The sequence below is a fragment of the Luteibacter sp. RCC_6_2 genome (assembly GCF_041360655.1).
Taxonomy (GTDB): domain Bacteria; phylum Pseudomonadota; class Gammaproteobacteria; order Xanthomonadales; family Rhodanobacteraceae; genus Luteibacter.
The window spans coordinates 55,610-78,227 of record NZ_JBFUPQ010000008.1 but is presented as its reverse complement, the minus strand read 5'-3'; the positions used below and the strand labels follow the sequence as shown (position 1 = coordinate 78,227).

At 65.7% G+C, this 22,618-nt stretch carries 18 protein-coding genes and 1 pseudogene; 8 read left to right on the top strand and 11 right to left on the bottom strand.

Annotated elements, in window-relative coordinates; all coding sequences use genetic code 11:
• Window position 1: 1 nt before the first annotated feature.
• The 5 genes and pseudogenes from AB6730_RS10555 to AB6730_RS10535 all read right to left on the bottom strand — a co-directional run bounded on the left by AB6730_RS10555 (window position 2) and on the right by AB6730_RS10535 (window position 11,730).
• Complete coding sequence (locus AB6730_RS10555; RefSeq protein ID WP_371023568.1) at window positions 2-991, bottom strand: fimbrial protein; 990 nt, start codon at window positions 989-991, stop codon at window positions 2-4.
• Window positions 992-1,027: 36 nt separating this feature from the next.
• Window positions 1,028-1,348 (bottom strand): annotated as a pseudogene (locus AB6730_RS10550) (muramidase); the annotation flags it as partial.
• Between the two features lie 531 nt (window positions 1,349-1,879).
• Window positions 1,880-3,268: a sugar porter family MFS transporter gene (locus AB6730_RS10545; RefSeq protein WP_371023567.1), complete on the bottom strand. Its 1,389-nt coding sequence runs from the start codon at window positions 3,266-3,268 to the stop codon at window positions 1,880-1,882.
• A gap of 93 nt (window positions 3,269-3,361) precedes the next feature.
• Window positions 3,362-5,680 (bottom strand): penicillin-binding protein 1C, encoded by a 2,319-nt coding sequence (gene pbpC / locus AB6730_RS10540; RefSeq protein ID WP_371023566.1) that lies wholly within the window; start codon window positions 5,678-5,680, stop codon window positions 3,362-3,364.
• A 44-nt stretch (window positions 5,681-5,724) separates the two neighbouring features.
• Window positions 5,725-11,730 (bottom strand): alpha-2-macroglobulin, encoded by a 6,006-nt coding sequence (locus AB6730_RS10535; protein ID WP_371023565.1) that lies wholly within the window; start codon window positions 11,728-11,730, stop codon window positions 5,725-5,727.
• Between the two features lie 327 nt (window positions 11,731-12,057).
• On the opposite strand from AB6730_RS10535, the gene AB6730_RS10530 reads away from it, so the two are divergent.
• The 7 genes from AB6730_RS10530 to AB6730_RS10500 all read left to right on the top strand — a co-directional run bounded on the left by AB6730_RS10530 (window position 12,058) and on the right by AB6730_RS10500 (window position 16,840).
• Window positions 12,058-13,074 (top strand): sensor histidine kinase, encoded by a 1,017-nt coding sequence (locus AB6730_RS10530; protein ID WP_371023564.1) that lies wholly within the window; start codon window positions 12,058-12,060, stop codon window positions 13,072-13,074.
• Window positions 13,075-13,185: 111 nt separating this feature from the next.
• On the top strand, window positions 13,186-13,611 hold the full coding sequence (locus tag AB6730_RS10525) for a YciI family protein (protein ID WP_371023563.1): 426 nt from the start codon (window positions 13,186-13,188) through the stop codon (window positions 13,609-13,611).
• 22 nt (window positions 13,612-13,633) lie between these two features.
• Window positions 13,634-14,086, top strand: a complete 453-nt coding sequence (locus tag AB6730_RS10520) for a VOC family protein (protein WP_371023562.1) — start codon at window positions 13,634-13,636, stop codon at window positions 14,084-14,086.
• Between the two features lie 10 nt (window positions 14,087-14,096).
• Window positions 14,097-14,867 (top strand): YciI family protein, encoded by a 771-nt coding sequence (locus AB6730_RS10515; RefSeq protein ID WP_371023561.1) that lies wholly within the window; start codon window positions 14,097-14,099, stop codon window positions 14,865-14,867.
• A 52-nt stretch (window positions 14,868-14,919) separates the two neighbouring features.
• Complete coding sequence (locus AB6730_RS10510) at window positions 14,920-16,194, top strand: RNA polymerase sigma factor (RefSeq protein ID WP_371023560.1); 1,275 nt, start codon at window positions 14,920-14,922, stop codon at window positions 16,192-16,194.
• Between the two features lie 74 nt (window positions 16,195-16,268).
• Window positions 16,269-16,544: a YlcI/YnfO family protein gene (locus tag AB6730_RS10505; protein ID WP_371023559.1), complete on the top strand. Its 276-nt coding sequence runs from the start codon at window positions 16,269-16,271 to the stop codon at window positions 16,542-16,544.
• On the top strand, window positions 16,541-16,840 hold the full coding sequence (locus AB6730_RS10500) for a type II toxin-antitoxin system RelE/ParE family toxin (RefSeq protein ID WP_371023558.1): 300 nt from the start codon (window positions 16,541-16,543) through the stop codon (window positions 16,838-16,840). The genes AB6730_RS10505 and AB6730_RS10500 overlap by 4 nt, the downstream gene beginning before the upstream one ends.
• A gap of 7 nt (window positions 16,841-16,847) precedes the next feature.
• Here the strand turns inward: AB6730_RS10500 and AB6730_RS10495 are convergent, their stop codons facing one another.
• The 3 genes from AB6730_RS10495 to AB6730_RS10485 form a co-directional block, all read right to left on the bottom strand.
• Window positions 16,848-17,324 (bottom strand): T6SS immunity protein Tdi1 domain-containing protein, encoded by a 477-nt coding sequence (locus AB6730_RS10495; protein ID WP_371023557.1) that lies wholly within the window; start codon window positions 17,322-17,324, stop codon window positions 16,848-16,850.
• A gap of 78 nt (window positions 17,325-17,402) precedes the next feature.
• Window positions 17,403-18,539 carry a serine hydrolase domain-containing protein gene (locus AB6730_RS10490; RefSeq protein ID WP_371023556.1) on the bottom strand — a complete coding sequence of 379 codons (1,137 nt, stop codon included), beginning with the start codon at window positions 18,537-18,539 and terminating at the stop codon, window positions 17,403-17,405.
• A gap of 116 nt (window positions 18,540-18,655) precedes the next feature.
• Complete coding sequence (locus AB6730_RS10485; RefSeq protein WP_371023555.1) at window positions 18,656-19,591, bottom strand: YbhN family protein; 936 nt, start codon at window positions 19,589-19,591, stop codon at window positions 18,656-18,658.
• A gap of 109 nt (window positions 19,592-19,700) precedes the next feature.
• On the opposite strand from AB6730_RS10485, the gene AB6730_RS10480 reads away from it, so the two are divergent.
• Window positions 19,701-20,495, top strand: a complete 795-nt coding sequence (locus AB6730_RS10480; RefSeq protein ID WP_371023554.1) for a TOBE domain-containing protein — start codon at window positions 19,701-19,703, stop codon at window positions 20,493-20,495.
• 8 nt (window positions 20,496-20,503) lie between these two features.
• On the opposite strand, the gene AB6730_RS10475 is transcribed toward AB6730_RS10480, so the two are convergent.
• The 3 genes from AB6730_RS10475 to modA are packed head-to-tail and all read right to left on the bottom strand — an operon-like array spanning window position 20,504 to window position 22,593.
• The gene (locus AB6730_RS10475) at window positions 20,504-21,166 is read right to left on the bottom strand and encodes an ABC transporter ATP-binding protein (RefSeq protein ID WP_371023553.1); all 663 of its coding nucleotides are present in this window, start codon (window positions 21,164-21,166) and stop codon (window positions 20,504-20,506) included.
• Entirely contained in the window at window positions 21,163-21,837 is a 675-nt protein-coding gene (gene modB / locus AB6730_RS10470) for a molybdate ABC transporter permease subunit (RefSeq protein ID WP_371023552.1), read from the bottom strand. Before modB ends, AB6730_RS10475 begins: the two co-directional genes overlap by 4 nt.
• Before the next feature lie 6 nt (window positions 21,838-21,843).
• A complete protein-coding gene (gene modA / locus AB6730_RS10465; RefSeq protein WP_371023551.1) occupies window positions 21,844-22,593 on the bottom strand; it encodes a molybdate ABC transporter substrate-binding protein in 750 nt (249 codons plus the stop codon).
• Window positions 22,594-22,618 lie beyond the last annotated feature (25 nt).

The following is a 22,618-nucleotide window of genomic DNA, read 5'->3' as shown; positions in this document are numbered from 1 at the left end:
GTTACATGAACTCGACGAGAACCCTGACCCTGCGGCTGAAACGGCCACCCCGCACGGTCGGGCGGATCTCGCGCAAGCGCGCATTGAAGGTATATATCTCGCCGGTGCCCAAGGCATTGAATCGGGTCTCGGCACCCGGAGCGATATTCTTTTCAGTCTCATCGGCGAGTTCGAGCCCGACATTCTCGGGGCCGTCGAGCGTGAACAGATCCGGCTGGCCGACGACCGCATCACTGGGATCGCCGAAGGTGAACTTGGCGACGAGGCCCACCGGCTCCTGGCACTGCTCCACCCTCAGATGGAAGGCTTCCCATCGTGTCGCCCGATCGGGTGTGGCGAAGTTGCCCGTGTTGAAGGGGCCTAGCGTCACCGTCTGGTTGAGATCCTCCGAGACGATACTGCACGCCGGACGGATGAGCGTCAGGTCATAGATCTTCATGTGACGGAACGGTTTCGTCGCCGCACCGTTAGGCTGATATGTCCATTGCTGACCGATGATCAACCTGTCGAAGGCGCCGAATTCCACCGGACCCGCCGTACGGACGATACGGTACCCGATGTCGGCATGGTTGCTACGCACCGGCTCACCCAGCTTGAATGTGCGTTGATAGGTATGCGGAAATGAAAAGCTGGTGCCTTCCTGAAGTTCGTCGATGTAGAGTTCGACACCGAAGCCGGAGTCCTTTCCATCGACGGTCAACGGTACGAGGCCATTGACCGTGACCCTGCTGTAGGCCCCTTCGAATGTCGCCTCGCCTTCCGCGCACGTCGCCAGCACATTGCCATCGCCGTGTGCTTTCTCGTCACGGACGATGGTTCCGGGGAGCATGTCGTTGGTGACGGTGATCTGCGCGGTCTGCCCGATCTGGTAGTAGCCATCGGCGGAGTGATAGCAACCTCCCTTGGCCCACGCTGCGCCGGAATGCCAGGATGCGCCGACAACCACCGCAAGCAGCAGGTTTCGGTGGAGTCGCTTGCTCGTATGCTTCATTGCTTACCTCGTTCCGTAAGGAGTGACATCCACGACGACGTCGTGGGTGGGAAAGTGGCTGTCCAGCCACGTGGTCCATCGCACCGCGCGACGGATCAGGTCCGCGCGGTAGCGCCTGTTGAAGCGGGGCGTGCGCGAGTGATAGTTCGATGCTCGCGTCCATACATCGCCGCTGTCGTTGTGCAGGTGCCCGCGTATGCGCCATGCCGCGAGCATGAAGGGATAACACCCGGGTGCGGCGACGTCCGCCGCGGTAATGCCGTATCGATCGAGGTCGTGGAGATAGGCCGTGTTGAACTGAAGCGCACCGACGTCGAAGGTGCCGTTGTCATTGCGTACCCATTGGCCGGGTTTGCCGGCGAAGTCACCCACGTTGGCGAAGTTCGCCGCGCTTACACCCTGCATCGCGACGGTGAAATCCGGTCCGTTGCCGGGATCGCCACCATGGACCGAGCAGGTTACGTTGCTGATCGAGCCATCGAACGTGATCGTGCCGCCGTCGACCGCGAATGCGGACGGAGCCGCCAGGCCCGCGATGAGCAGGGCGGAGGTCATTACCTTGAGGTTCATCCAATCAACCTTTCATTTCATGATTTTTTTTGAGCAACGACTCCTTCGGAGCCGTCGGCCTGGGGAGACACGGGGTCATCCCCGCGCATCACGCAGCCGTGCTCGACAAACGCGAGCGCTAACGAAAGTGTGTAGGAATGCGCCCGCAATCCATATGGAAGATTCCTCAAAATTTCGAGTTTGTTCTCGACCTTCGACACGGCTCACGCTTTCGTCACGTGATCCAATTTCTCAGGACAGCAAAGCCCGTGCCGTGCTAACCGACGACACGAGCAAGTTCGTATTTATTTTTTATCGGCCGATTTGCCGATTCCGTGCCTATTGGCCGATCTTTCGCAGCGGTTTGCCGCTCATCAGGTTTCTTTCGATCTGCTCGAGCGTCACGTTCTTCGTCTCCGGCACCCACCAGAACGTGATGACGATAAACAAGGCATTGAGCGCGGCATATAGCCAGAATGTCTGGGCATTGCCTATGCCGCTGAGCAGCGTGAGGAAGGTCGCTCCCACGATCATGTTGGTCACCCAGTTGGTGAACGTGGAGCAGGCGATGCCGAAGTCACGGCCCTTGAGTGGCTGTACCTCCGAACACAGGGTCCAGATCAGCGGCCCCGCGGACATCGCGAAGCCGACGATGAAGAGCAGCAACATCGCCACGGTGAAGTACTGCTCACCGCGCGAATCCACGCCCAGGCCGAGCATCGTCCCGACGATGCCGAGACCCAACGCCATGATCGTGAAGCCCGCATAGAGAATCGGTTTCCGACCCAGGCGGTCGACGAAAGCGAACGCGATCAGCGTCGCCAGCACGTTGGTCAGACCCACGGCCGCGGTGAACCACATCTGTGCCTGTGTGTCGTATCCCATGTCCTTGAAGATGCGTGGTGCGTAGTACATCACCACGTTCATGCCCGTGAATTGCTGCATGGCTTGCAGGAGTACGCCGAGGCCCACGGAGCGGCGGAAGTTCGGGTTTTCCCTGAACATGCTCAAGCCGTGCTGTCGCGTCTTCAGCTGCTCGTCGATATCGTCCATCTCCTTCTTCACGATGGCTTGGTCACCGCGCAACTTCACCAACACCACCTCGGCATCCTTGCGTCGTCCCCGCATCAGCAACCAACGCGGGCTATCGGGCAGGTAGAACAGGCCGAGAAGGAAGAAGACACCAGGCACAGCGATGACGCCCAACATCCAGCGCCAGTTCCCGGTCGAACTGAAGGCCGTGTCGGAGAGGAAGGCCAGCAGGATGCCCGTGGTGATCATCAGCTGGTAGGTCGAGATCATCGCGCCACGGACCCGTTCCGGCGCGACCTCGGCGAGATAGAGCGGTGCGGTGAACGTCGCCACGCCGATGGCGAGGCCCAGCACGAAGCGAGCCACGATGAGGATCGTGGCCGATCCCGCGACAGCGCAGAAGAGGGAGCCCGCGATGAACAACACGCCCGCCAGGACCAGGGATCGTTTTCGCCCCAGGGTGGCGGACATCCATCCCGCGCCCAACGCGCCGACAGCCGCACCGGCCATCATGGCGCTGACAATCCACTCGATGGTCCTGTCGGACACCTTGAAGTCGGACTGGATGAATTGCGTGGCGCCGGAGATCACGCCGATGTCCAGGCCGAACATCAAGCCGGCGAGTGCGGCGATGACACATGTGGTGACGATGGCGGCCTTGGGGTTGGCCTGGGTTCGATGGGCTGCGACGTCCATGGAAACGGGTCCTTCTATGGATGACATGCCCGGCATTGGAGGCCTAGGCATGTATCCATCCCGTGTGCGGCATGTCACCCCACGGTGACCGCGCTACTCCAGCACCCCGATTCCCATCTCTCGCGAGTCCATGCGGCCATGGTCGTCCACCACGCGCACGAGGAAGCGGCCGGAGCGTTCCGGTACCCACATCAAGGACTGGCCGCTCGGAACGCTGCCGAGGTAGGCGTCGTCCACGAACCAGTAAAGCGTGTGCGAGGCGGCATCGGTCGTCGCCGAGAAGGCGATGCTTTCGCTACCCAGGCGCGACACGCGTATCTGGTACGTGCTGCCCTTCAAGGGCGAGGTGATCTTCGGTGGATCACCCACCGGTTGGCCACCGCCCTGGCAGTCCGGCAGCGACGGTGGATTCCTTCGGGGCATGCCCGCCTGGGCGAAGACGCGGGCGAGATCGGAGGGCCAGTATTCGTAGACTTCCGTACGCGTCCGTCCCGGTTCGTAGGGAGGACACGCCGGCTTCCCCGTCGCCGTATCGACCACGACGGGGCGGTGCACGTTGCTCACCTTGATCGGCGACTTGCCGGGGATGTACCACGTGCTTCCCACCTGGGGGCACCATGCGTTGGGCAAATCACCGCTGGCGAGACAAACGGGTATGCGGCGAAGATTCGGCGGATTGCGCCGGATGGGCTCGGCCAGGCCGGGGCGCTCGGCACGCAGCGCATCGGCGATACGGAAGAACAACGGCGCGGCGGCGTCCACGCCGACGAAAGCCGGATTTCCCGCGCCATCGAAGTTGCCGATCCATACGACCAGTACGTAGGGACCGAAGCTACCGGCGGTCCATGCGTCGCGAAAACTCCACGAGGTGCCGGTTTTCCAGTAGACCGGAAGGCGCGAGGATTGTGCGGCCACCGCATCGTCCGGACGCGGATTCTGCCTGAGCATGTCCATGACCATGAAGCTCGCCTCCTCGCTGAGAAGGCGCGTGCCACCGCTCTTCGGCTGCGCGGCGAGCAGGCGCAGCGGTCGAAGTTCGCCCCGGTTGGCCAGCATCGCGTAGAGGCCGGAAAGCTCCTGCATGGTCACTTCACCGCCACCCAGCACGAGGGCCAGCCCGTAATGCTGTTCGCTGGCCATGCGCGAGACGCCGGCATCGCGAAGGAACTGGTAAAGATTGGGATTGGCGAGCCTGGCCGCCACCTGCACCGCCGGAATGTTGCGGCTTCTGACCAACGCCTGGGTCGCCGTCACCGGGCCAAGGAAGTGGCCATCGAAGTTCTCCGGTGTATAAGGACCGAAGGCGGAAGGCACGTCGCGCAGCACGGTCTCCGGGTGGAGCACGCCCTGGTCGAAACCCAGCGCATAGATGAAGGGCTTCAGCGTGGAGCCGGGCGAGCGTTTCGCCAACGTGCCGTTGACCTGCCCCTGGATCGACGCATCGAAATAGTCGGCGGACCCGACCATGGCCTTGATGCCCATGTCGCGCGTATCGACCAGGATCGCCGCCGCGTTCCGGATGCCGCGATCGCCGCTGCGCTCGACGTACTGGCGCACCTGACGCTCCAGGCTGTGCTGGAGGCCGAGGTCGAGCGTCGTCGCGACACGCATGTCGCTGTCGCCGTCCAGACGACGTTCGGCAAGCACCTGCTCCACGAAGTGCGGCGCCTCGAACGGCAGTTGCGACAGCGGACGTAGACGCAGGGGAAGATCGAACAACGGCCGCGCGCTCGCGTCGTCGGGATGCTTCGCGATCCAGCGCGAGAACAGGCGGTCGCGCGATAGCTTGAGGCCCTTGCCGATCACGGCACTACCGTCCACATGGCCCGGCAGGCCTCGCGACGGCTCCTGCGGGATGACGGCAAGGGTGAGCGCTTCGGGCAGGCTCAGCCGCGCGGGCGCCTTGCCGAAATAGGCGAGGCTGGCCGCGCCGACGCCTTCGACGTTACGGCCGTAGGGCGCGGCGTTGAGGTATGCCTCGAGGATATCGTGCTTGGAATACAGCAACTCCAGCTGCACCGCGCGAACCGCTTGCACCAGTTTGCCGCCCGGACTCCGCGTGTCCAGGCGCCACATCAGCCTGGCGAGCTGCATCGTGATCGTGGAGCCGCCTTGTGCATTGCCTCGGCGCACGTAGGTCATCCACGCGCCGCGCACGAGGCCCCAGGCACTGACACCGGGATGCCAGCGGAACCAGCGATCCTCATGCAGGAGGACGGCGTCGACGAGCGCCGGGGAAACATCCTCCAGCGGCACCCACGAGCGGTACCGCTGGTCGCTCGCCAATGTCAGCCGAAGCAGCCGGCCATTCGCGTCGTACACGGCCGTGGATGAGGGAAACCACATGCGTAGATCGTCGTGCGGCCACAGGCGCAGCCCGACCGGTACCGCCACGAGCAGCAGCAACGCCACGAGGGCGTTGTGCCACTTGATGCGGTGGAAGAAGCATCCAACCTTTATGGCTTCCGCTCCACCGTCATCACGCCGCCGCCAGGGGCGCGTGCCTGCACACCGCGGTCGTAAAGCGATTCGACCAGGGCCGGGGGAATGACGAACTTGCCGGCGTTGGTCGCCTTGATCCGATAAACGAACTCCTGCACGTCACGGCTGGCGTAGCCATAGACGACCACGCGATCCTCGCGGACATCGGCGTACTCGGGTTTCCAGGTGGATTCCGGGTTGCCGATCGGCGAGCGCCATGCGGGCGTCCCGTCGCCCTCGCCACCGTCCTCGCCCTGGGCCGCTTCGTCTCCCTCGGCACCCTCTTCCGTGGCCGGCGCCGTCTCGTCGGATGAAGCCGTTGCCGCTTCCGGGGGTGCCGCTGTATCGAGCACGGGTTCGAATCCACCGGGCAGCAAGTCGACGATCGCGATGTTGTCGACACCTTCGTCCTTCGTCGCGCGGATGCGCAGGTGCACGTCGATCTCGTCGCCGGTACTCACGCTGCCCACCGACTTGCCCTTGGTGTCCGTGTAGGTGCGGGTGATCTCCAGGCCATCCTTGCGCGTGTCGCCGGCCGGCTTGCGGTCGAAGCCGGTCTGCGCCACGCCGTACCAGCCGGTGGAGTCCGCGTCGTTGACCAGCCGGAGGCGTTGCGTGCCGGCGGGCCAGTGCCCATCCAGGATCGACCCCTTCGCCGCGCCGATCGGCGTGACGGTGCCATTGGCCGCTACCGCACCGATGGAGAGCTTGGCCGGATCGCCCCCCGCGTCCTTCGCCCACGCATCCAGCGCGAGGATGATCATCGCCGAGGAGAGGGTGTTGTAGTGCCCCATGCCTAACGGACGAACCAGGTTCTCGACCGTCTCCGGCGGCAGGGCTTTCGCCAGATCGGGGAAGTGCTTCGATAGCAGGTACAGCACCGTGGCATCGCGAATGGGCGCGTCGTAGTAGTCACCGTAGACGTACGACTCGTCCGTGGGCTTGCGCACGAGGATCTTGCGCGGCCCGGCGATCAGGTCGCTGGCCAGGCGATCCTGGTGGAGCAGCTTGTACGAAGCCGCCAGCCACGCGGCGGCGAGGTCGTTTTTCCACTCGTTCGCATGCACTTCCTGCAAGCGGCGTTGCAAGGATGCGAGGTCGTTCGTGGTGACATTGCCCTGCCGCGTCAGCAGGTAGATGGCGTATGCCCTCTGGCGCATCTCCACCAGCGAATCGCCGCTGTCGTTGGCGGCGATCTGGCGGAGGGCCTCGTCGGCCGAGGCCAGCATGTCGCGCGGCACGATCACGCCGCGATCGCTCGCCTCGACGAGGTAATGCACGGCGTAGTCGGTGGCGAAGGTATGCGTGTCGGGCGTCGCCGTCCACAGGCCGAAGCCGCCCTGTCCGTTCTGCCTCGCGCGCAAGACATCGAACAAGGCTGCGACCGGGTCCGACGGGGGCGGCGCGTCACCGGACATCCGGGCCAGCTTCACATCGCCGAACTCGGGGTTCCGCCCGAGGATCAGGGCGGGCATCGCCGCGCTGATCACCTGCTCGGTGCAGTAGTGCGGGAAGTCCACGAGGTATGCGGCAAGTCCGCGCGCCAGCACGACCGGCACGGTGGAGAAGGCCGCGTCGCGCTTGGCGTATTCGTCGTGCATGTCGCGCAGGCCGGTCACGTCGCCGCGCGAGTGCGCATCGACGTGACCGAAGGTGAGATCCGTGCGCATGGGCGATGCGGGGCGCACCGACAGGTCGACGCCCTGCTTCGCGGACTTGCCGTTATAGCTCGCCGTGAAGCCCAGGTTGCCCGAGCCCAGCTTGTCCGTCGCGCGCACGCGGAAAATCGCCACGCCCTCGCGCATCTCGCCAAGGTTCAACGTCTTCGTCGCGTCACCCACGATCTGCAATTGCGGGCCCAGCTTGAGGCCGACCGCGACGGGCACTTCCTTTCCGCCCAGGCCGGTCAGGTTGTTCGCCACGCCGACGCTGATTTCCGCCTCGTCGCCCGGGGCGAGCGTGGTGGGCACGTTCGGTGAGAGGACGAAGTCGCCGCGGACCGTGGTGGCACCTTCGAACGTGCCGATGCGTTCCGGCGACACGCTGATCGCCATGACCCGGAGCTTGCCGTTGAAGTAGTCGGGCACCTTGTAGGTCAGGTCGCGGGACCCGTCGACATCGACGATGCCCGACCAGTAGGCCACCGGCTTGTCACGCTTGCGCCGGAACGGATTCAGTTGGCGGCCGATCGCGCCGTCGGCGTCGCCGCCCGGCGCGGCCATCGCCATCAGCTTCTGGAAGTCGGGAATGATGAGGTCGAGGATCTGCGACGTGGACACCTCGAGCATGCGCTTGCGGAAGAAGTACTGCAGCGGGTCGCCCAGCTTGTAGCGAGCCACTTGCAGGATGCCTTCGTCCACCGCGAAGACCACGGCGCGCGTCGGGTGGGGCGAGGTGACGTGGAAGGTGACGGTATCGCCGGGCTTCACCAGGGCCGGGGCTTCCACGGCGATGCCATTGCGGCGCGCGTCCATGTTCACCGAGAACGGCACCACGCCGAACGACAGCGGGCTCATGAAGATCTCGTCCGAGGAAGGATCACGGACGTACTGCACGTTGATGTAGCCGTTGCCTTCGAAGTCCGCGGGCACGGTGATGTGCTGTACCGTGCTCGTGGTATCGGCGTGGAACCAGGCGTGCGCGTAGACCTTGTCGCGCTCGATGGTGATAAGGCCGCTGCCGGCATAGGGGGCACGGATGGCGATGTCGACCGTTTCGCCCTGCGCATAGTCGGTCTTGGACAACGTGAGTTGCAGTTCGGCGTTGCGTTCCAGCGACCGCGAGACGTTGCCCTCGCCGGCTACCGACCACGCCACGCGATTGACTTCCTTGCCGTTGGCATCCTTCACCACCAGGGCGAAGTTGCCCGGCTTGTCCGTCGGCAGCGTCACGTCGACGCCCGCGGCGGGAATGCTCAAGGGTACTTCGGACAGCGTCGACTCGCGCGCCTTGGATTCGTACTTGAAGACACCCGAATCCTGCTTCGTGAGGACGGAAACGTAACGCGTCTCCACGATCGCCTGCTTCAGCCCTGGCAGATCCATGCGTTTCGCATTCGGATCGATCGCCACGAGGTTGACGCTGCGTTTCGCGTCACGGCTCACGTAGTCGAGGTTGTCGACGGCTTTGTATCCGACGAGCCAGTCGTTGGACGACACCATGCCTTGCGTGGCCGCGGCGACACTGCGGCCACCTTCCGCCTCATAGGCCTTGGCGAGGAAATACAGCTGGTAGGTGGCGTCGGCGTACTTGGACAGGTCCAGCGCGAACTCCGCGTGGCCCTTGTCGTCGGTCTTCACATCGGCCAGCTTCTCCTCGAAGCCTTCCTTCGCGCGGCGTACGTCGTAGAAGTGGTAATCCTTGTAGCTCGGGAACGAGGGGAACGCCGGGCGCAGGGTCAAGGAGCCTTCCACGCGCCGATCCGCCGCGGGTGTGCCGAACAGGTTCCGCACGTCGACCAGCGCTTTCAGCTGCGTGGGCTTCACCCAGCCTTCGGGCACGGCCGTCGACAGTGCCGCCGAGACCTTCATCCGGTCCGGCTGGAACTCCTTCACCTGGACCGTGGTGCTGCCGATCTGCGAGTAGGGCTTGCCGTCCTTGGCGATGTACAGGTTCACCGTCCAGTTGCCGGTCGGCGAGGTCTCGGCCGTGGTGTGGTCCAGTTCCGCGAAGCCCGCGGCGTCCATGGCCACCGTCTGCTGGCGTACCGTGGTGCCGCGCGGGTCCACCACCTCGGCGATCAACGGCATGCCCGCGACGCTTCGCGTCCAGCTGTTGGCACGCACGATCATGCCCACATGGAAGAGGTCGCCCGGCCGGTAGATGCCGCGATCGGAGAACAGGTATCCCGACAGCTGGCCCTGGCTGTGCGCGTTGGGCTCACCGCCGATGTCGAAACGGGAGAAGTCCAGGGTGCGGTCGTACGAGGTCACCGGCAGGAACGACAGGTCGTCACCCTGGCGCACCACGTACATCGCCGGCGCCTTCTCTTGCGTGAAGCCCTTGAGATTGGCGAAGTGCGCGCGTCCATCCGCACCCGTGTTCTGGGTGAACAGCGTGCTGCCGTTCTTCGCGATGACCGCCACGGAGGCGCCGCCCACCGGCGAGCCGCTGCGGATGGATTGCACGAAGATATCCTGGCTACCGTCCAGTGACTTCTTGGCGATGACGCCGAGATCGGTGATGACGACGAGGCGCTCGTCCTTCGGCCAATCGTAAGGCGCCGTATCGATGTCGTCCTCGGACGCGGCATCGGCGGCCGCGGTGTCCGCATCGCCTCCCGCCTCGCGTGCGGCAGCCTCGCGCGCGGCCTTCTCGCGGCGCTCGCGTGCTTCCTGCTCGGCCTTGGCGTCGTAACCCGAAAGTTTGAGAAGGAATACGCCGCGCTTGCCGGCGGCCAGGTACTGGCCCAGGTCGAAGCCTTCGTAGTGCGCCTTGCCGGGGCCTTCGTCCGGGAAGGAAACCTTCTTCACGAAGCGGTCCACGATGTGGTCCGGCGTGAAGCCATACATCTCCGGCTTCGCATAACTGCCGGAGTTGAGCGACACCAGGTGCTGCAACTGGTCCGGCAGCACGCGGCCGACCTCGACGCGCATGCCGGGGATGTTGCGCGACACCACCGAGACGCGGCGATCGCCGCTGAGCGAAAGCAGGGACCCATCCGCCATGAAGCGAAGCAGGCGCGGGTAGTCGGGCACGGTGAGCATGTCGGCCCGCGCCTTGGGCATCACGTAGCCGCCGAAGGAAGTCATGCCCTTGTCCACGCGTACGTAGATACGCTGGCCTGGCTGGGCGTGGTAGCGGAAGCTCTGCGTTTCCGACCAGTCGTTCTCGGTGGGCACGACCTCCGGCTTGAGCGGGGTGAAGGACCGCAAGTCGGCCTCACCCACTTGCGACACCGAATAATGCTTGTCGTCCCCCTCCGGCACGGCCCATACGTGCAAGCGCTTGGCCAGCTCGTTGTCGCTCACCGGGCCGCCGAAATGCATCACCACCACTTGTTCCGGCTCGAACTTCGCGTTGTCCACCAGCGTGGCCGAGACCTCGTCGAGCTTCAGGCTGTACTGGCCGGGCACGCGCACCGAGGTCTCCAGCGCCTCTTCCGTGCCTTCGCCGCCGCGGCTGCTGCGCACGCCGTCGTCCAGCTTGACACCCACGGCACCGTCGTCCCTGGGCAGTTGCAACGGTTGCGAGTGGACGAAAGCATTGAGGCGGCGCTCGTCGTAGGTGACGCTGAACTTCAGGGCGGCCCCGCGCTTCTCGTCGCCATTGCGCAGGTCCAGCGAAAGGCGCTTCTCGAACTGCGCCGCGTCCACGGGGTAATTGAAGCCGAACTGGACGATCGTCTTTTTCTTCGTCGGGTCCTGCGGATCCTGGTAGAACTCGCCGTTGACGACCCTCGCGGTGAAGGGCGCGGTGCTGAAGCTGAAATGATCGTCGGCCAGCAATACCTGCGGCGCGAACACCTTCGCCTTATCGAAGCTCACATCGATCTTGCGGCCGACCGGCCAGTCGCCCGCCGGGACGAAACGCAACACGCGATCGTTTTCCCATGCCCATTGGCCGGGCAGTTTCGGGTCCATGGCGATGCCGTCGGTGACCGGCTTGCCCAACGATTCGAGCCGGGCCGCCGAGCCGGAGAAGGTCACGGTCAGGGGATGGATCGTCACCGGAACGTGCTCGTAATCGCTGATCGACGGTGCCGGCGCCTCGAAGCTCACCCGGTCCGGCTCCGCGGGCCTGGGCCTGTTCTGCCACCACTGCCAGCCGAACCATCCGCCGGCGATCAGCAGCAGCGTTCCAGCGATGCTGCCGGTGAATTTCAGCGGGTGGCTGCGGGCGACCCGGGCGGTCGCCGGCACCCAGCCGGGCGCCGACCAGGCCATGTTGCCGAAAATGGGCCGGAACAACCGGCCCAGCAACCAGAACAGGCCGCGCACGAAGCGCACGGGCAACAGGGCGATGAAACGAAGCAGATCCATGTGTCCCTTTCCGATCCCATAAGATGACGGCGCAGTCGTCGCCGTGCCGCGGATACGGCAAGGCCCGTCCCCCGCATCCGCGGTGAACCGGCCTTCGCTTCGTATCCCCAATGACCATGCTGCGCGCGAACGGTGTCGCGGCTGCGACGGAATTCTGGCACAGCGCGGGACACGATCGGGGCTTTTGCGGGCATGTTGCAATAGAACGATTCTGAAAAAGCTTTCCGATCCGATATGACGTGATCCGCCTCACGCATGCCGGGTAACGGCATGTAAAGGGCGCGAACATTGCGCTATGGTCGCTACATTCGCCGACAACGTGAACCTATGAACGACGACGCGACGGGTCCGATCGAGAGGGCGATCGCCACGGGCGACCACGAATTTCGTGAGTTGGCCGACTTCGCGCCCGTGATGATCTGGCGATCGGGGCCGGACAAGCTCTGTGACTGGTTCAACAAGCCCTGGCTCGACTACACCGGCCGCGACATGGCCGCGGAAGTGGGCGATGGCTGGGCCACGGGCGTGCATCCGGACGACCTGGAACGCTGCCTCGACACCTATGTGGACGCATTCGACGCGCGCAAGCCGTTTTCGATGGAATATCGCCTGCGCCGGCACGACGGCCAATACCGCTGGCTGCTCGACAACGGCGCGCCTTTCCATCGCGGGGGATCGTTCGCCGGCTATTGGGGCAGCTGCGTGGACGTGTCCAACCATCGCGATGCCGAGCGCGCCCAGCGCATCGTCATCAACGACCTGAACCACCGCATGAAGAATGTCCTCGCGGTGGTCCAGGCCATGGCGATGCAGAGTTTCACCGACGATCGTCCGCTGGACGTCTCGATGGGCGCCTTCGGCAGCCGGCTGCGCGCACTGGCGCGCGCGCACGATCTGCTCCTGGACCCCTCGCGCGACGACCTCACCCTGCACGGGGTGATCGAATCCGCCGTCGCCCCGCACGATCCGGGGAACGCCCGGATCACCTTCGAAGGTCCGCCCCTCGTGCTGGACCCGGAGGCCGCCGTGGCGATGGCCATGGCCATCCACGAACTGCTGACCAACGCCGCCAAGTACGGTGCGCTGTCCACGCCGTCGGGCACGGTGGCGATCGCCTGGACGTACGTGGGGACGCCCGGCCCGGGCAAGGCTCGCCTGGAGTGGAAGGAGCGCGGCGGTCCGGCGGTCGCTGCCCCCATGAGACGCGGATTCGGCACACGATTCATCGAACGGGTGCTGTCGGGCCAGTCGCGCGGCCAGGCCGCCATCCGCTTCGAGCAGGACGGTGTCCGCGCCGTCTTCGAAGCCGCCGCCGGACTGCCCTGGTCCCGTCCGCCCAAGTAGAACGCTCCGGGTTGAATAAATGTCGGTCGCCCTTGTCGATAAGGTCGGGCCACAATCGACGTCTCCATGAACACCGGGAGTCCTTTCCGGTGACCAGCAAGGAGAACGGCGATGCGTTTCATGGTGATCGTAAGGGCGAACGAGGATTCCGAAGCCGGCAAGATGCCGAGCGAGGAAATGCTCACGGCCATGGGCAACTACAACGAGGAACTGGTCCGGGCCGGCGTCATGCTGGCGGCGGAGGGTCTCCACCCCAGTAGCAAGGGCGCCCGCGTGCGCTTTTCCGGCAATCGTCGCGATGTCATCGACGGCCCCTTCGCGGAGGCCCGCGAACTCATCGCCGGTTTCTGGCTCATCCAGGTCCGTTCGCTCGACGAGGCCATCGAGTGGGTCAAGCGCGCACCCAATCCATTCGAGGGCGAATCCGAGATCGAGATTCGCCGCATCTTCGAGGCCGAGGATTTCGGCGTCGAGTTCACACCGGAAGCGCGTGCCCAGGAAGAACGCCTGCGCGCCGAGCTCGCCTCACACCATTGACCCACGACAGACGGAGTTCGTCATGAAGATCCAGCCTTACCTCTTTTTCAACGGTACCTGCGAAGCGGCTTTCCGATTCTATGAGAAGGCGCTTGGCGGCAAGATCGGCGAATTGCATCGTTTCAAGGACATGCCGCCACAGGAAGGGTCCGCCAACGACGGCTGCGGCGGCATGACGCCGGAGGCGCTCGCGGCGATGGGCGAGAAGGTCATGCACGTGAATCTCGTCGTCGGTGACCAGATGATCATGGGATCGGACAGCCCCGACGATTCCAAGGACGGCATCCACGGCGTCACCATCACGTTGGGATTCACCGACGTGGAAGAAGGCCGCAAGGTGTTCGAAGCGCTTTCGGAGAAGGGTGACGTGCAGATGCCGTATGGCGAGACCTTCTGGGCCAACGGTTTCGCCATGTTCAAGGATCAGTTCGGGGTGCCCTGGATGATCAACGCCGGCGACAAGCCCAGCCCGTGAGGAGCCAACCATGCAATTCCTGATAATCCGCAAGGCGGACAACGATAGTGAAGCCGGCGCACGTCCCACGCGCGAGCTCATCGAAGCGATGGGCGACTATGTGGACACGCTTGCGGCCGAGGGCCGTTTTCTCGCCGGCGAAGGCTTGAAGCCCAGCCGCGAAGGGGTGCGGGTCACCTTCGGGCCGGACCGGAAGGCCGTGGTACAGGACGGCCCCTTCGCCGAAACGAAGGAACTGGTCGCCGGCATCAGCATCATCGAGGCCCGATCGATGGAAGAAGCGGTCGACTGGGTGAAAGGCTGGCCGGCGGAAGATGCGCACGGCGATGCCGTGGTGGATATCCGGCCGATCGGCTGCCCCGGCGGCCTGGGCGGCTTCGGCGATCCCAGCGAAGCCGATTCCCCCCAATCCCGTTACGTCGTGATGTTGAAGGCGAACGAACGCAGCGAAACCGACTGGAATCCCGGTCCCGAGATCCTCGGCCGCATGGTCGAAGCCAACCGCGCGGGGAACGAGGCCGGATTCCTCATCGCCGGACATGGACTGTCGTCCAGCCGCCACGCCAAGCGGGTGGGCTTCAGCAAGGGCAAGCCCACGGTATTCGACGGCCCCTTCGCCGAGATCAAGGAAATGGTCGCCGGTTTCTGGGTACTGCGCGTCGACAGCCTGGACGACGTCATCGCCTGGACGGAAACCTATCCGTTCCCCGACGGCAACGACGCCCGGCTGGAAATCCGCGAGCTCTACCGCATGGAAGAACTGATGCCCGTGGCGTCCTGATTGCCGCAACGCGGCTTGCCACGCATGACGGCGGATGCTGTCATGCGTGGCCATGACGAAACACGACACCCATCGCGCCATCGATGCGATCTGGAAGATCGAGTCGCCTCGCCTGATCGCCACGGTCGCGCGCATGGTGCGCGACCTCGACCTGGCCGAGGAGCTGGCCCAGGACGCGCTCGTTTCCGCCCTGGAGCAGTGGCCGCGTGAAGGCGTGCCGCGGAATCCCGGTGCATGGCTGACCCAAGCGGCGAAGCATCGCGCCGTGGATCGCATCCGGCGAGAACGCATGGCCGGCCGCAAGCTCGAAGCCCTCGGCAAGGACATGGAGGGCTTGCTCGAGTCGGACGATGACCGCCTGATCGATGCGCTCGACGACGACATCGGCGACGACATGCTGCGGTTGATCTTCACCGCCTGCCATCCGGCGCTGTCGATCGAGGCGCGGGTGGCCTTGACGCTTCGCCTGCTCGGCGGACTCACCACCGACGAGATCGCACGCGCTTTCCTCGTTCCCGAAGCCACGGTCGCCCAGCGTATCGTTCGGGCCAAGCGCAGCCTGGCGGATGAAGCGGTGGCCTACGAAGTGCCTCGCGGCGAGGCCTTGAAGGAGCGCCTCGCTTCCGTGCTCCGCGTCCTCTACCTCATCTTCAACGAGGGTTACGCCGCCACCACCGGCGGCGACTGGATGCGCCCCGCGCTCTGCGATGAAGCGCAGCGCCTGGGCCGCATCCTCGCCGAGCTGATGCCCGGTGAAGCGGAAGTCCACGGGTTGGTGGCGCTCATGGAAATCCAGGCGTCCCGCGCGGGCGCACGTACCGGGCCGGACGGCCAGCCGATCCTGTTGCTCGACCAGGACCGGCACCGCTGGGACCGCCTGCTGATCGGACGCGGCCTCACCGCGCTGGAACGCGCCGAACGCCTGGGCGGAGCGCATGGCCCCTACGCGCTGCAAGCCGCCATCGCGGCCTGCCATGCACGCGCCGCGCGTGCCGACGATACCGACTGGCCACGCATCGCCGCGTTGTACGCCGAACTCGTCGAGGTCGTGCCCTCGCCGGTCGTCGAACTCAACCGCGCGGTGGCGGTGTCGATGTCGGAAGGACCGGACGCGGCCTTGCCCATCGTCGAGGCCCTCATCGGGGAACCCGCTCTGCGCGACTACCACCTGCTGCCCAGCGTGCACGGCGACCTCCTGTTCCGCCTCGGCCGCATCGACGACGCGCGCGAAGCATTCCTCCGCGCGGCGCGCATGACACGGAACGAACGCGAACGCACCTTGCTCGAATCACGTGCCCGGGCCTGCACGAGCGCGACGCCGGATTGAACCTGCCGACAACGTTGCGCACGGATTCCCGAACCGTGTTAGCCTGCATCGCAAATGCAATGCAGGAGCGCGCCATGAAGACCGCCACCATTCCTTCGATCCGCGTGGAGCCCGCCTTCCGGGAGAAAGCCGAAGATGTCCTCGGCAAGGAGGAAACCTTGTCCGCCTTCGTCGAGACCGCCATGGCGGAAGCCATCGAGCGTCGAACCATGCAGCGTGAGTTCGTCGCCCGTGGCCTTGCCTCACTGGCGCAGGCGGAGCGGACCGACATCTATCACGCCGCGCAGAGCGTACATAAGGAGGCCGCCGAGCGAATCGCCGCCGCGCGACGAAACAAAGGAAAGGAATGACTTACGAGGTTCGCTACACGGATGGCGCGCGATTCGACCTCCTCCGCTTCACCGACTTCCTCGCCGGCCACGATCCGGACCTGGCCGAACGGGCGCTCGCGACGCTCGTGCGCGCCGTGCGGGTCCTCGAGGAATTCCCCTATACCTGCCGCAAGGCAGAGGCGAACAATCCCTTCCTCCGCGAACTCGTGATTCCTTTAGGCGCCCACGGCTACGTGGCGCTTTTCCATATCGGCAAGGAACACGTCGCGATCGTCGCCATCCGCCACCAGCGCGAGGACGACTATTTCGCCTGATCCGCGTTCAGTGCGTGATGTCGATCTTGACGTTGGTGCCGTCGGGCACGTCCTGCAATTGTTGCAGTACCGAACCGGTCAGCTCGAAGTGCTCCTTGGCCGGCACCGGGTTCAGGTTCTCGACCGTGTATTCGCCCTCGGCGAAGACCGGCAAGGTGACATAGGTGTAGCACTCGCCTTCCGCCCGCGTCTTTCCCGCTTCGATCAACGCTTCGACCAGCGGCGGCAACAGCCAGTCTTCGGCGATTTCCTCGCGCAACAGGTTGTTGAATCCCGGCACACTCTCGGCGACACGCTCGATCTCGGCGGTGCCCGTGTTGAGCCAGAAGATGCCGCCTTCGTCCGCCTCGTAGAACATGTCGCCCAGCGCGGTGAACAGCAGGGGCGTGAAGGCGTCGCCGATGCGCCAGCGCCAGGATTCGGCGAGCGCGTCGATGGCGTCCTTGTCCGGCGTGCAGATGAGGTCGTTCCAGGAGAGGGCCATGGGGGCGCCTTTTTCGATCGGGGCCGCCATTTTAGGCCTTCTTCGCGCGCGATGCCTCGCGAACCGGCCCGACAAGGCTCAATGACCGGGCGCGTCGTCCACGGCGCGGTTCACCGCGCGCACGAAGGCTGCCCGCGCCTTGGCCTGCGCCTCGTCCGTCGCCACGGGCCACGCCGCCAGTTGCACGATGACGAGACGCCGCTTCGGATCGACGTGCAACAACTGGCCGAAGATGCCGATGCCTTCGAAGCTGCCATCGTCGTACGCCCACCACTGGTAGCCGTAGCCACGTCCCTTCACGCCGATCGCCGCATGCGTGTGCGTGGCGTCTTCGATCCAGCCATCCGCGAGTACCGCCTTGCCGTCGGCCATGCCTCCGTCGAGCAGGAATTGTCCCAGCCGGGCATAGTCGCCCAGGGTGGCGGAGACGCCGGAGCCACCGGCTTCGGTGCCATCCATGTCGTCCTTCAGCCAGAGCGCATCGGCCGCCATGCCGTAGGGTCTCCAGATCTTCTCCGACAGGTACGATGCCAGCGTCTTGCCCGTCGCCCGTGTGACCAGGATGCCGATCAGGTCGGTCTCCCCGGTCTTGTAGACCCAGCGCTCGCCGGGCGCGAACTCCCGTGGCAACCGCGACATGTACGAGACCAGCAAGGGAACGCCGGGCTGGCGCGCGCCTTCATACATCATCGCGACGTCCGAATGCGGATCGGTGTAGTCCTCGTTCCAGCGCACGCCCGAGGTCATCGAAAGCAGTTGCCGGATCGTCACGTCGCGATAGGCGCCAGCGGCCAGTTCGGGGATGTACCGCGTCACCTTGTCATCGAGGCTGTGTATCGCACCGTCGCGCAAGGCGGCGCCCACCAGGGTGGAGGTGAACGATTTGGCCACGGAGAACGAAGTCCAGCGGGTAGCCGGACCGGCGCCGAGGCCGTAGCGTTCAAGGCGTACCCGGCCATCCTCGACGACCATGACACCCGCCACGTGGTGGGCGGCCATGTAACGTTCGAGCGTCGAATCGTCGTCGAAACGCGGTGACAGCGGCGCGCCTGCCGGTAGTGGATGCGCCCTGCCGTGCCGCACCACGTTGCTCGCGTAATGTGTCTCCATCGCACGGAACGCCGCTTCGCGCTGCGGCTGGTTCCAGAACAGCACGTCGGTGCGGCGCGCATGCGGCGCCGAGCATCCCACAAGGAACACGAGGACAAGCAACAACCCCAGGCCCGGTGGGAGCCGAAAGCCCAGGCTTGGTGGGAGCCGACTTTGTCGGCGATGGGACTTGCCGCAGCCCCCAATCGCCGACAGGGTCGGCTCCCACCAGGCAGGCTTCATCAGGGCTTTCTCGTGCGGTTATGGAGTTCGAAGGCGCCTAGTGCGAGCGACGCGATCGCCAGCGGCCCCAGCCCGTAGATCACGCGATAAGCAAGCAAGGCCGCCAGGACCTGGGCACGCTGCTCCTGTGGAAAGGCCGCCAACGTCAGCGCTTCGAACGCGCCGATCCCGCCTGGTGTATTGCTGACGATGCCGGCGATGATCGCGCCGACGTAGATCGGCGCGAAATCGAGGAAGCTGCCCGCAATCTCGGTGGGAAGCAATAAGTACATGGCGGCGATGGCGCCGATCATCTCGAGTACGCCGATGACGATCTGCGCCCCGGCCGACCGGGCCGACGGCACGGGCGTGCTGAATTTCCAGACCCGCAGTTCGTCGTGCTTGCCAGCCAGCCAGCGTAGCAACAGCACGAAGAGGCTCACCAGCGCGGCACCCAGCCATCGGCCCCAGCCATGCGCTATCGACGGCTCCAGCATCAGGGCGATGGCGGCCACCGCCGCGAAGCCCATGGCCACGGCGAAACCGACCAGTCCGACGACCCGCGCCACGTCGGCCGCACTCACACCGCGGGTCGACAGGATGCGATAGCGCAGCGCGGTACCGGTGATGGCGTGGAACCCGAGCGCGTTGCAGATCGCGTGCGCGGTCGCGCCGGCGAAGATCTTCATGCGCATCGACACCTTGCCCGGCACCACGGTTTCCACGGCGAAGACATCGTAGGCGGTAAGGCAGGCCCAGCTGAGCAGGGCCGCGGCGATGGACCCGGCGACGTGCCAGCGGGGAATCCGGTCGACGGCATCGCGTACGTCGTGCCAGGCCATGCGGGCGATGTACCGATGCAGCAGGAACACGGCGACGCCGAGGATCGCCAGCATCAGCACGTGCTTCGCCAGCCATACGGCGACCGTCTTGGGGGACCGCTTCTTATCCGTCACTGCTCCACTCTTACCCCAACGGGCGCTCGCCCACGAACGGCGGGCATCATCCCACGACGAGGGCCCGGCGGGGCTAGACTTGCGTCCAGAGGTTTTTTCCGGAGACACCATGCTTCGTTACGAAGGTTCGCTCTGGCTGTCCGACGGTGCCCGCCGATGGGGTGGCGCCGATCGCGTCGAACTGCTCGCGCAGATCGGCACCACCGGTTCCATCACCGCCGCCGCCAAGGCGGTGGGGATGAGCTACAAGGGCGCATGGGATGCCGTGGAAACCATGAACAACCTGGCGGGTGAAACCCTTGTCCTGCGCGCCACCGGAGGGCACGGCGGTGGTGGCGCCCGTCTCACGCCGCGTGCCGAGCGCCTTATCGCCGCGTTCCGCGGCATCGACGCGGAGCACCGGCGTTTCGTGGAGCGTCTTGCCGCGCTCGGCGACGAAGCCATCGACGACATCCACCTGCTGAGGCGATTCACCATGCGGACCAGCGCGCGCAACCAACTGTCCGGCGTCGTTCGCGCCGTCACCGCCGGAGCGGTCAACGACACGGTGGACATCGCCTTGCCGGGCGGCACGTCGCTCGTCGCCACGGTGACGAAGGAGAGCACGGCCAGCCTGGCACTGGCGCCGGGGCGCGCGGTGATCGCCCTGGTCAAGGCCAGTTGGGTCATGCTCGGCCTGCCGGACGAACGCCTGCGCGTATCGGCGTCCAACCAGTTGCCGGGCAGGGTGCGGCGGACGACGACGGGCGCGGTGAATGCCGAGGTATCCGTCGAACTCGACGGTGGAGGTACCGTCACGGCCATCGTCACCATGGAAAGCGCGAACGCGCTGGGACTGGCCGAGGGCTCGGCCGTCGTCGCCATCTTCGATGCCTCATCGGTGATCGTCGGCGTGACCGACTGAGGGAGCGGCTATACGACCCGGCCGTCGCGCACCTCGATGGTGTGGCCGTCCAGCGCCTCGACGTCGGCCGGGTCATGGGTGATCACCAGTAGCGGCAGGTCGAGGCGCGCCTGCAATGCCATCAGTTCGTGGCGCATGCGACCGCGCAGGGCGGGGTCCAGCGCGGCGAAAGGTTCGTCGAGCAAGAGGAGACGCGGCTCCACCGCCAGCGCGCGCGCCAGCGCCACCCGCTGGCGCTGGCCACCGGAGATCCGCACCGGATAACTGTCGGCCACGGCGGCCAGTTCGAAGATGTCGAGCCAATGGCGTACACGGTCGTCGTGCGAGTGGCGGCGGGGATTGAGCCAGCGCCGCGCGAGCCCGAAGCCGATGTTCTGCGCCACCGTGAGGTGGGGGAACAGCGCATAGTCCTGGAACACGTATGCCACCCCGCGATCGCGCGGTGGCACGTCCACGCCCGTCGCGGTATCCAGCAACGTGCGTCCGTCGACCCGGACGTGTCCTTCGTCCGGCGTGAGCAAGCCGGCCATCGCACGCAGCGTCAGGCTCTTGCCTGCGCCGGAGGGACCGAAGATGACGATGCGCCGGTGCTCCGATGCGAAAGCCACGTCCAGCTCGAAGTACCGGTCGTCGGCACGCAGCGTCTTGCGGATGGCGATGTCGACACTCATGGACGCATCCGCCGCAGGTGGTCGGGCGCCAGCCAGCCAGCCAGTAACAAGGCGACGACACAGGTCACCGAAGTGACCGCCACCATGATCCCCGCCGAGCGATCGTCGCCTGCCTGCACGGCGGCGTAGATCGCGACCGACAAGGTCTGTGTCCGTCCGGGCAAGTTGCCGGCGATCATCAAGGTCGCGCCGAATTCGCCGAGTGCCCGGGCGAAGGCGAGCAAGGCCCCCGCGGTGATGCCGCGCGCGGCGAGCGGCAGCGAGATGCGAAAGAACACCGCGGCCTCGCGCAGCCCCAGCACCCGCGCCGCATCCTCGAGCTGTGGATCGACCGCCTCGAAAGCGGCGCGGGCCGCTTTCTGCACGAGCGGAAAGGCCACCAGGGTCGAAGCGATCACCGCTCCCTGCCAGGTGAAGACCAGTTGGATACCCAGGCGGTCGAGCCATTCACCGAACACGCCGCGACGGCCGAGCAAGACGAGAAGGTAGTAACCCAGCACCGTCGGAGGCAGCACCAGCGGCAAGGTCAGGATCGAATCGACCAGTTCGCGCGCATGCGAGCGCCAGCGCGACAGTCCGAAGGCGACGGCCACGCCCAGCACGAGGTTGATCGCCGTCGCCCACAACGCGACCTTGAGCGAGAGCGCGAGCGGAATCCAGATCGCGCCCACGGGAGCTCAGGGCGCCCGGAAACCGAAGCCGGCGAGGATCGCCCGTCCGTCGGCCGACTGGACGAAGGCCTCGAACCGGGCCGCCTCGCGCGCCTGCTTCGAACCGGCGACGACGGCGATCGGGTAGGTGATCGGCGTGGGCGTGGCCACGACGGCGGCCACGTCCACCCTGTCCTTCATGATCGCCGCGTCGGTGGCGAACACGAAGCCGGCGTCCACCTCCCCGCGAGCGACGTAATCCAGGCCTTGCCGCACGTTCTGCGCCAGCACGCCTTTCGCCGATATGACGCCCCAGAGTCCCTGCCGCTCAAGCGCGGCCTTCGTGTACCGGCCCACGGGCACGGACGCCGGATCGCCGTAGGCGACGCGTGTCACCTTCGGGTCCTCGAGGTCGGCGGGACCCGTCACGTGGACGCGGCCGTCCTTCGGCACGACCAGGACGAGCCGGTTGCTGGCGAAATCCTGCCGCGTGGCGGGGTCGATGGCGCCCGCCGCGACCGCCTTGTCCATGGCGGACTGGTCGGCCGAGGCGAACACGTCGGCCGGGGCGCCACTGGATATCTGGCGCAACAGCACATCCGACGCGGCGAAATTCAGGACCACGCGGGTTTCCGGATGCCTGGCCTCATAAGCCTTTCCGACCGCCTGGAAAGCATCGGTCAGGCTGGAGGCCGCCGAAACCACGAGATCGGCCGCGGCCGCGCCGGCCGGACCGGCAAGGAAGAACAGCGCGGCGACGAACGGCCGAAGGCGCATGGCGGGGGTTCCGGGTAGGGATCAT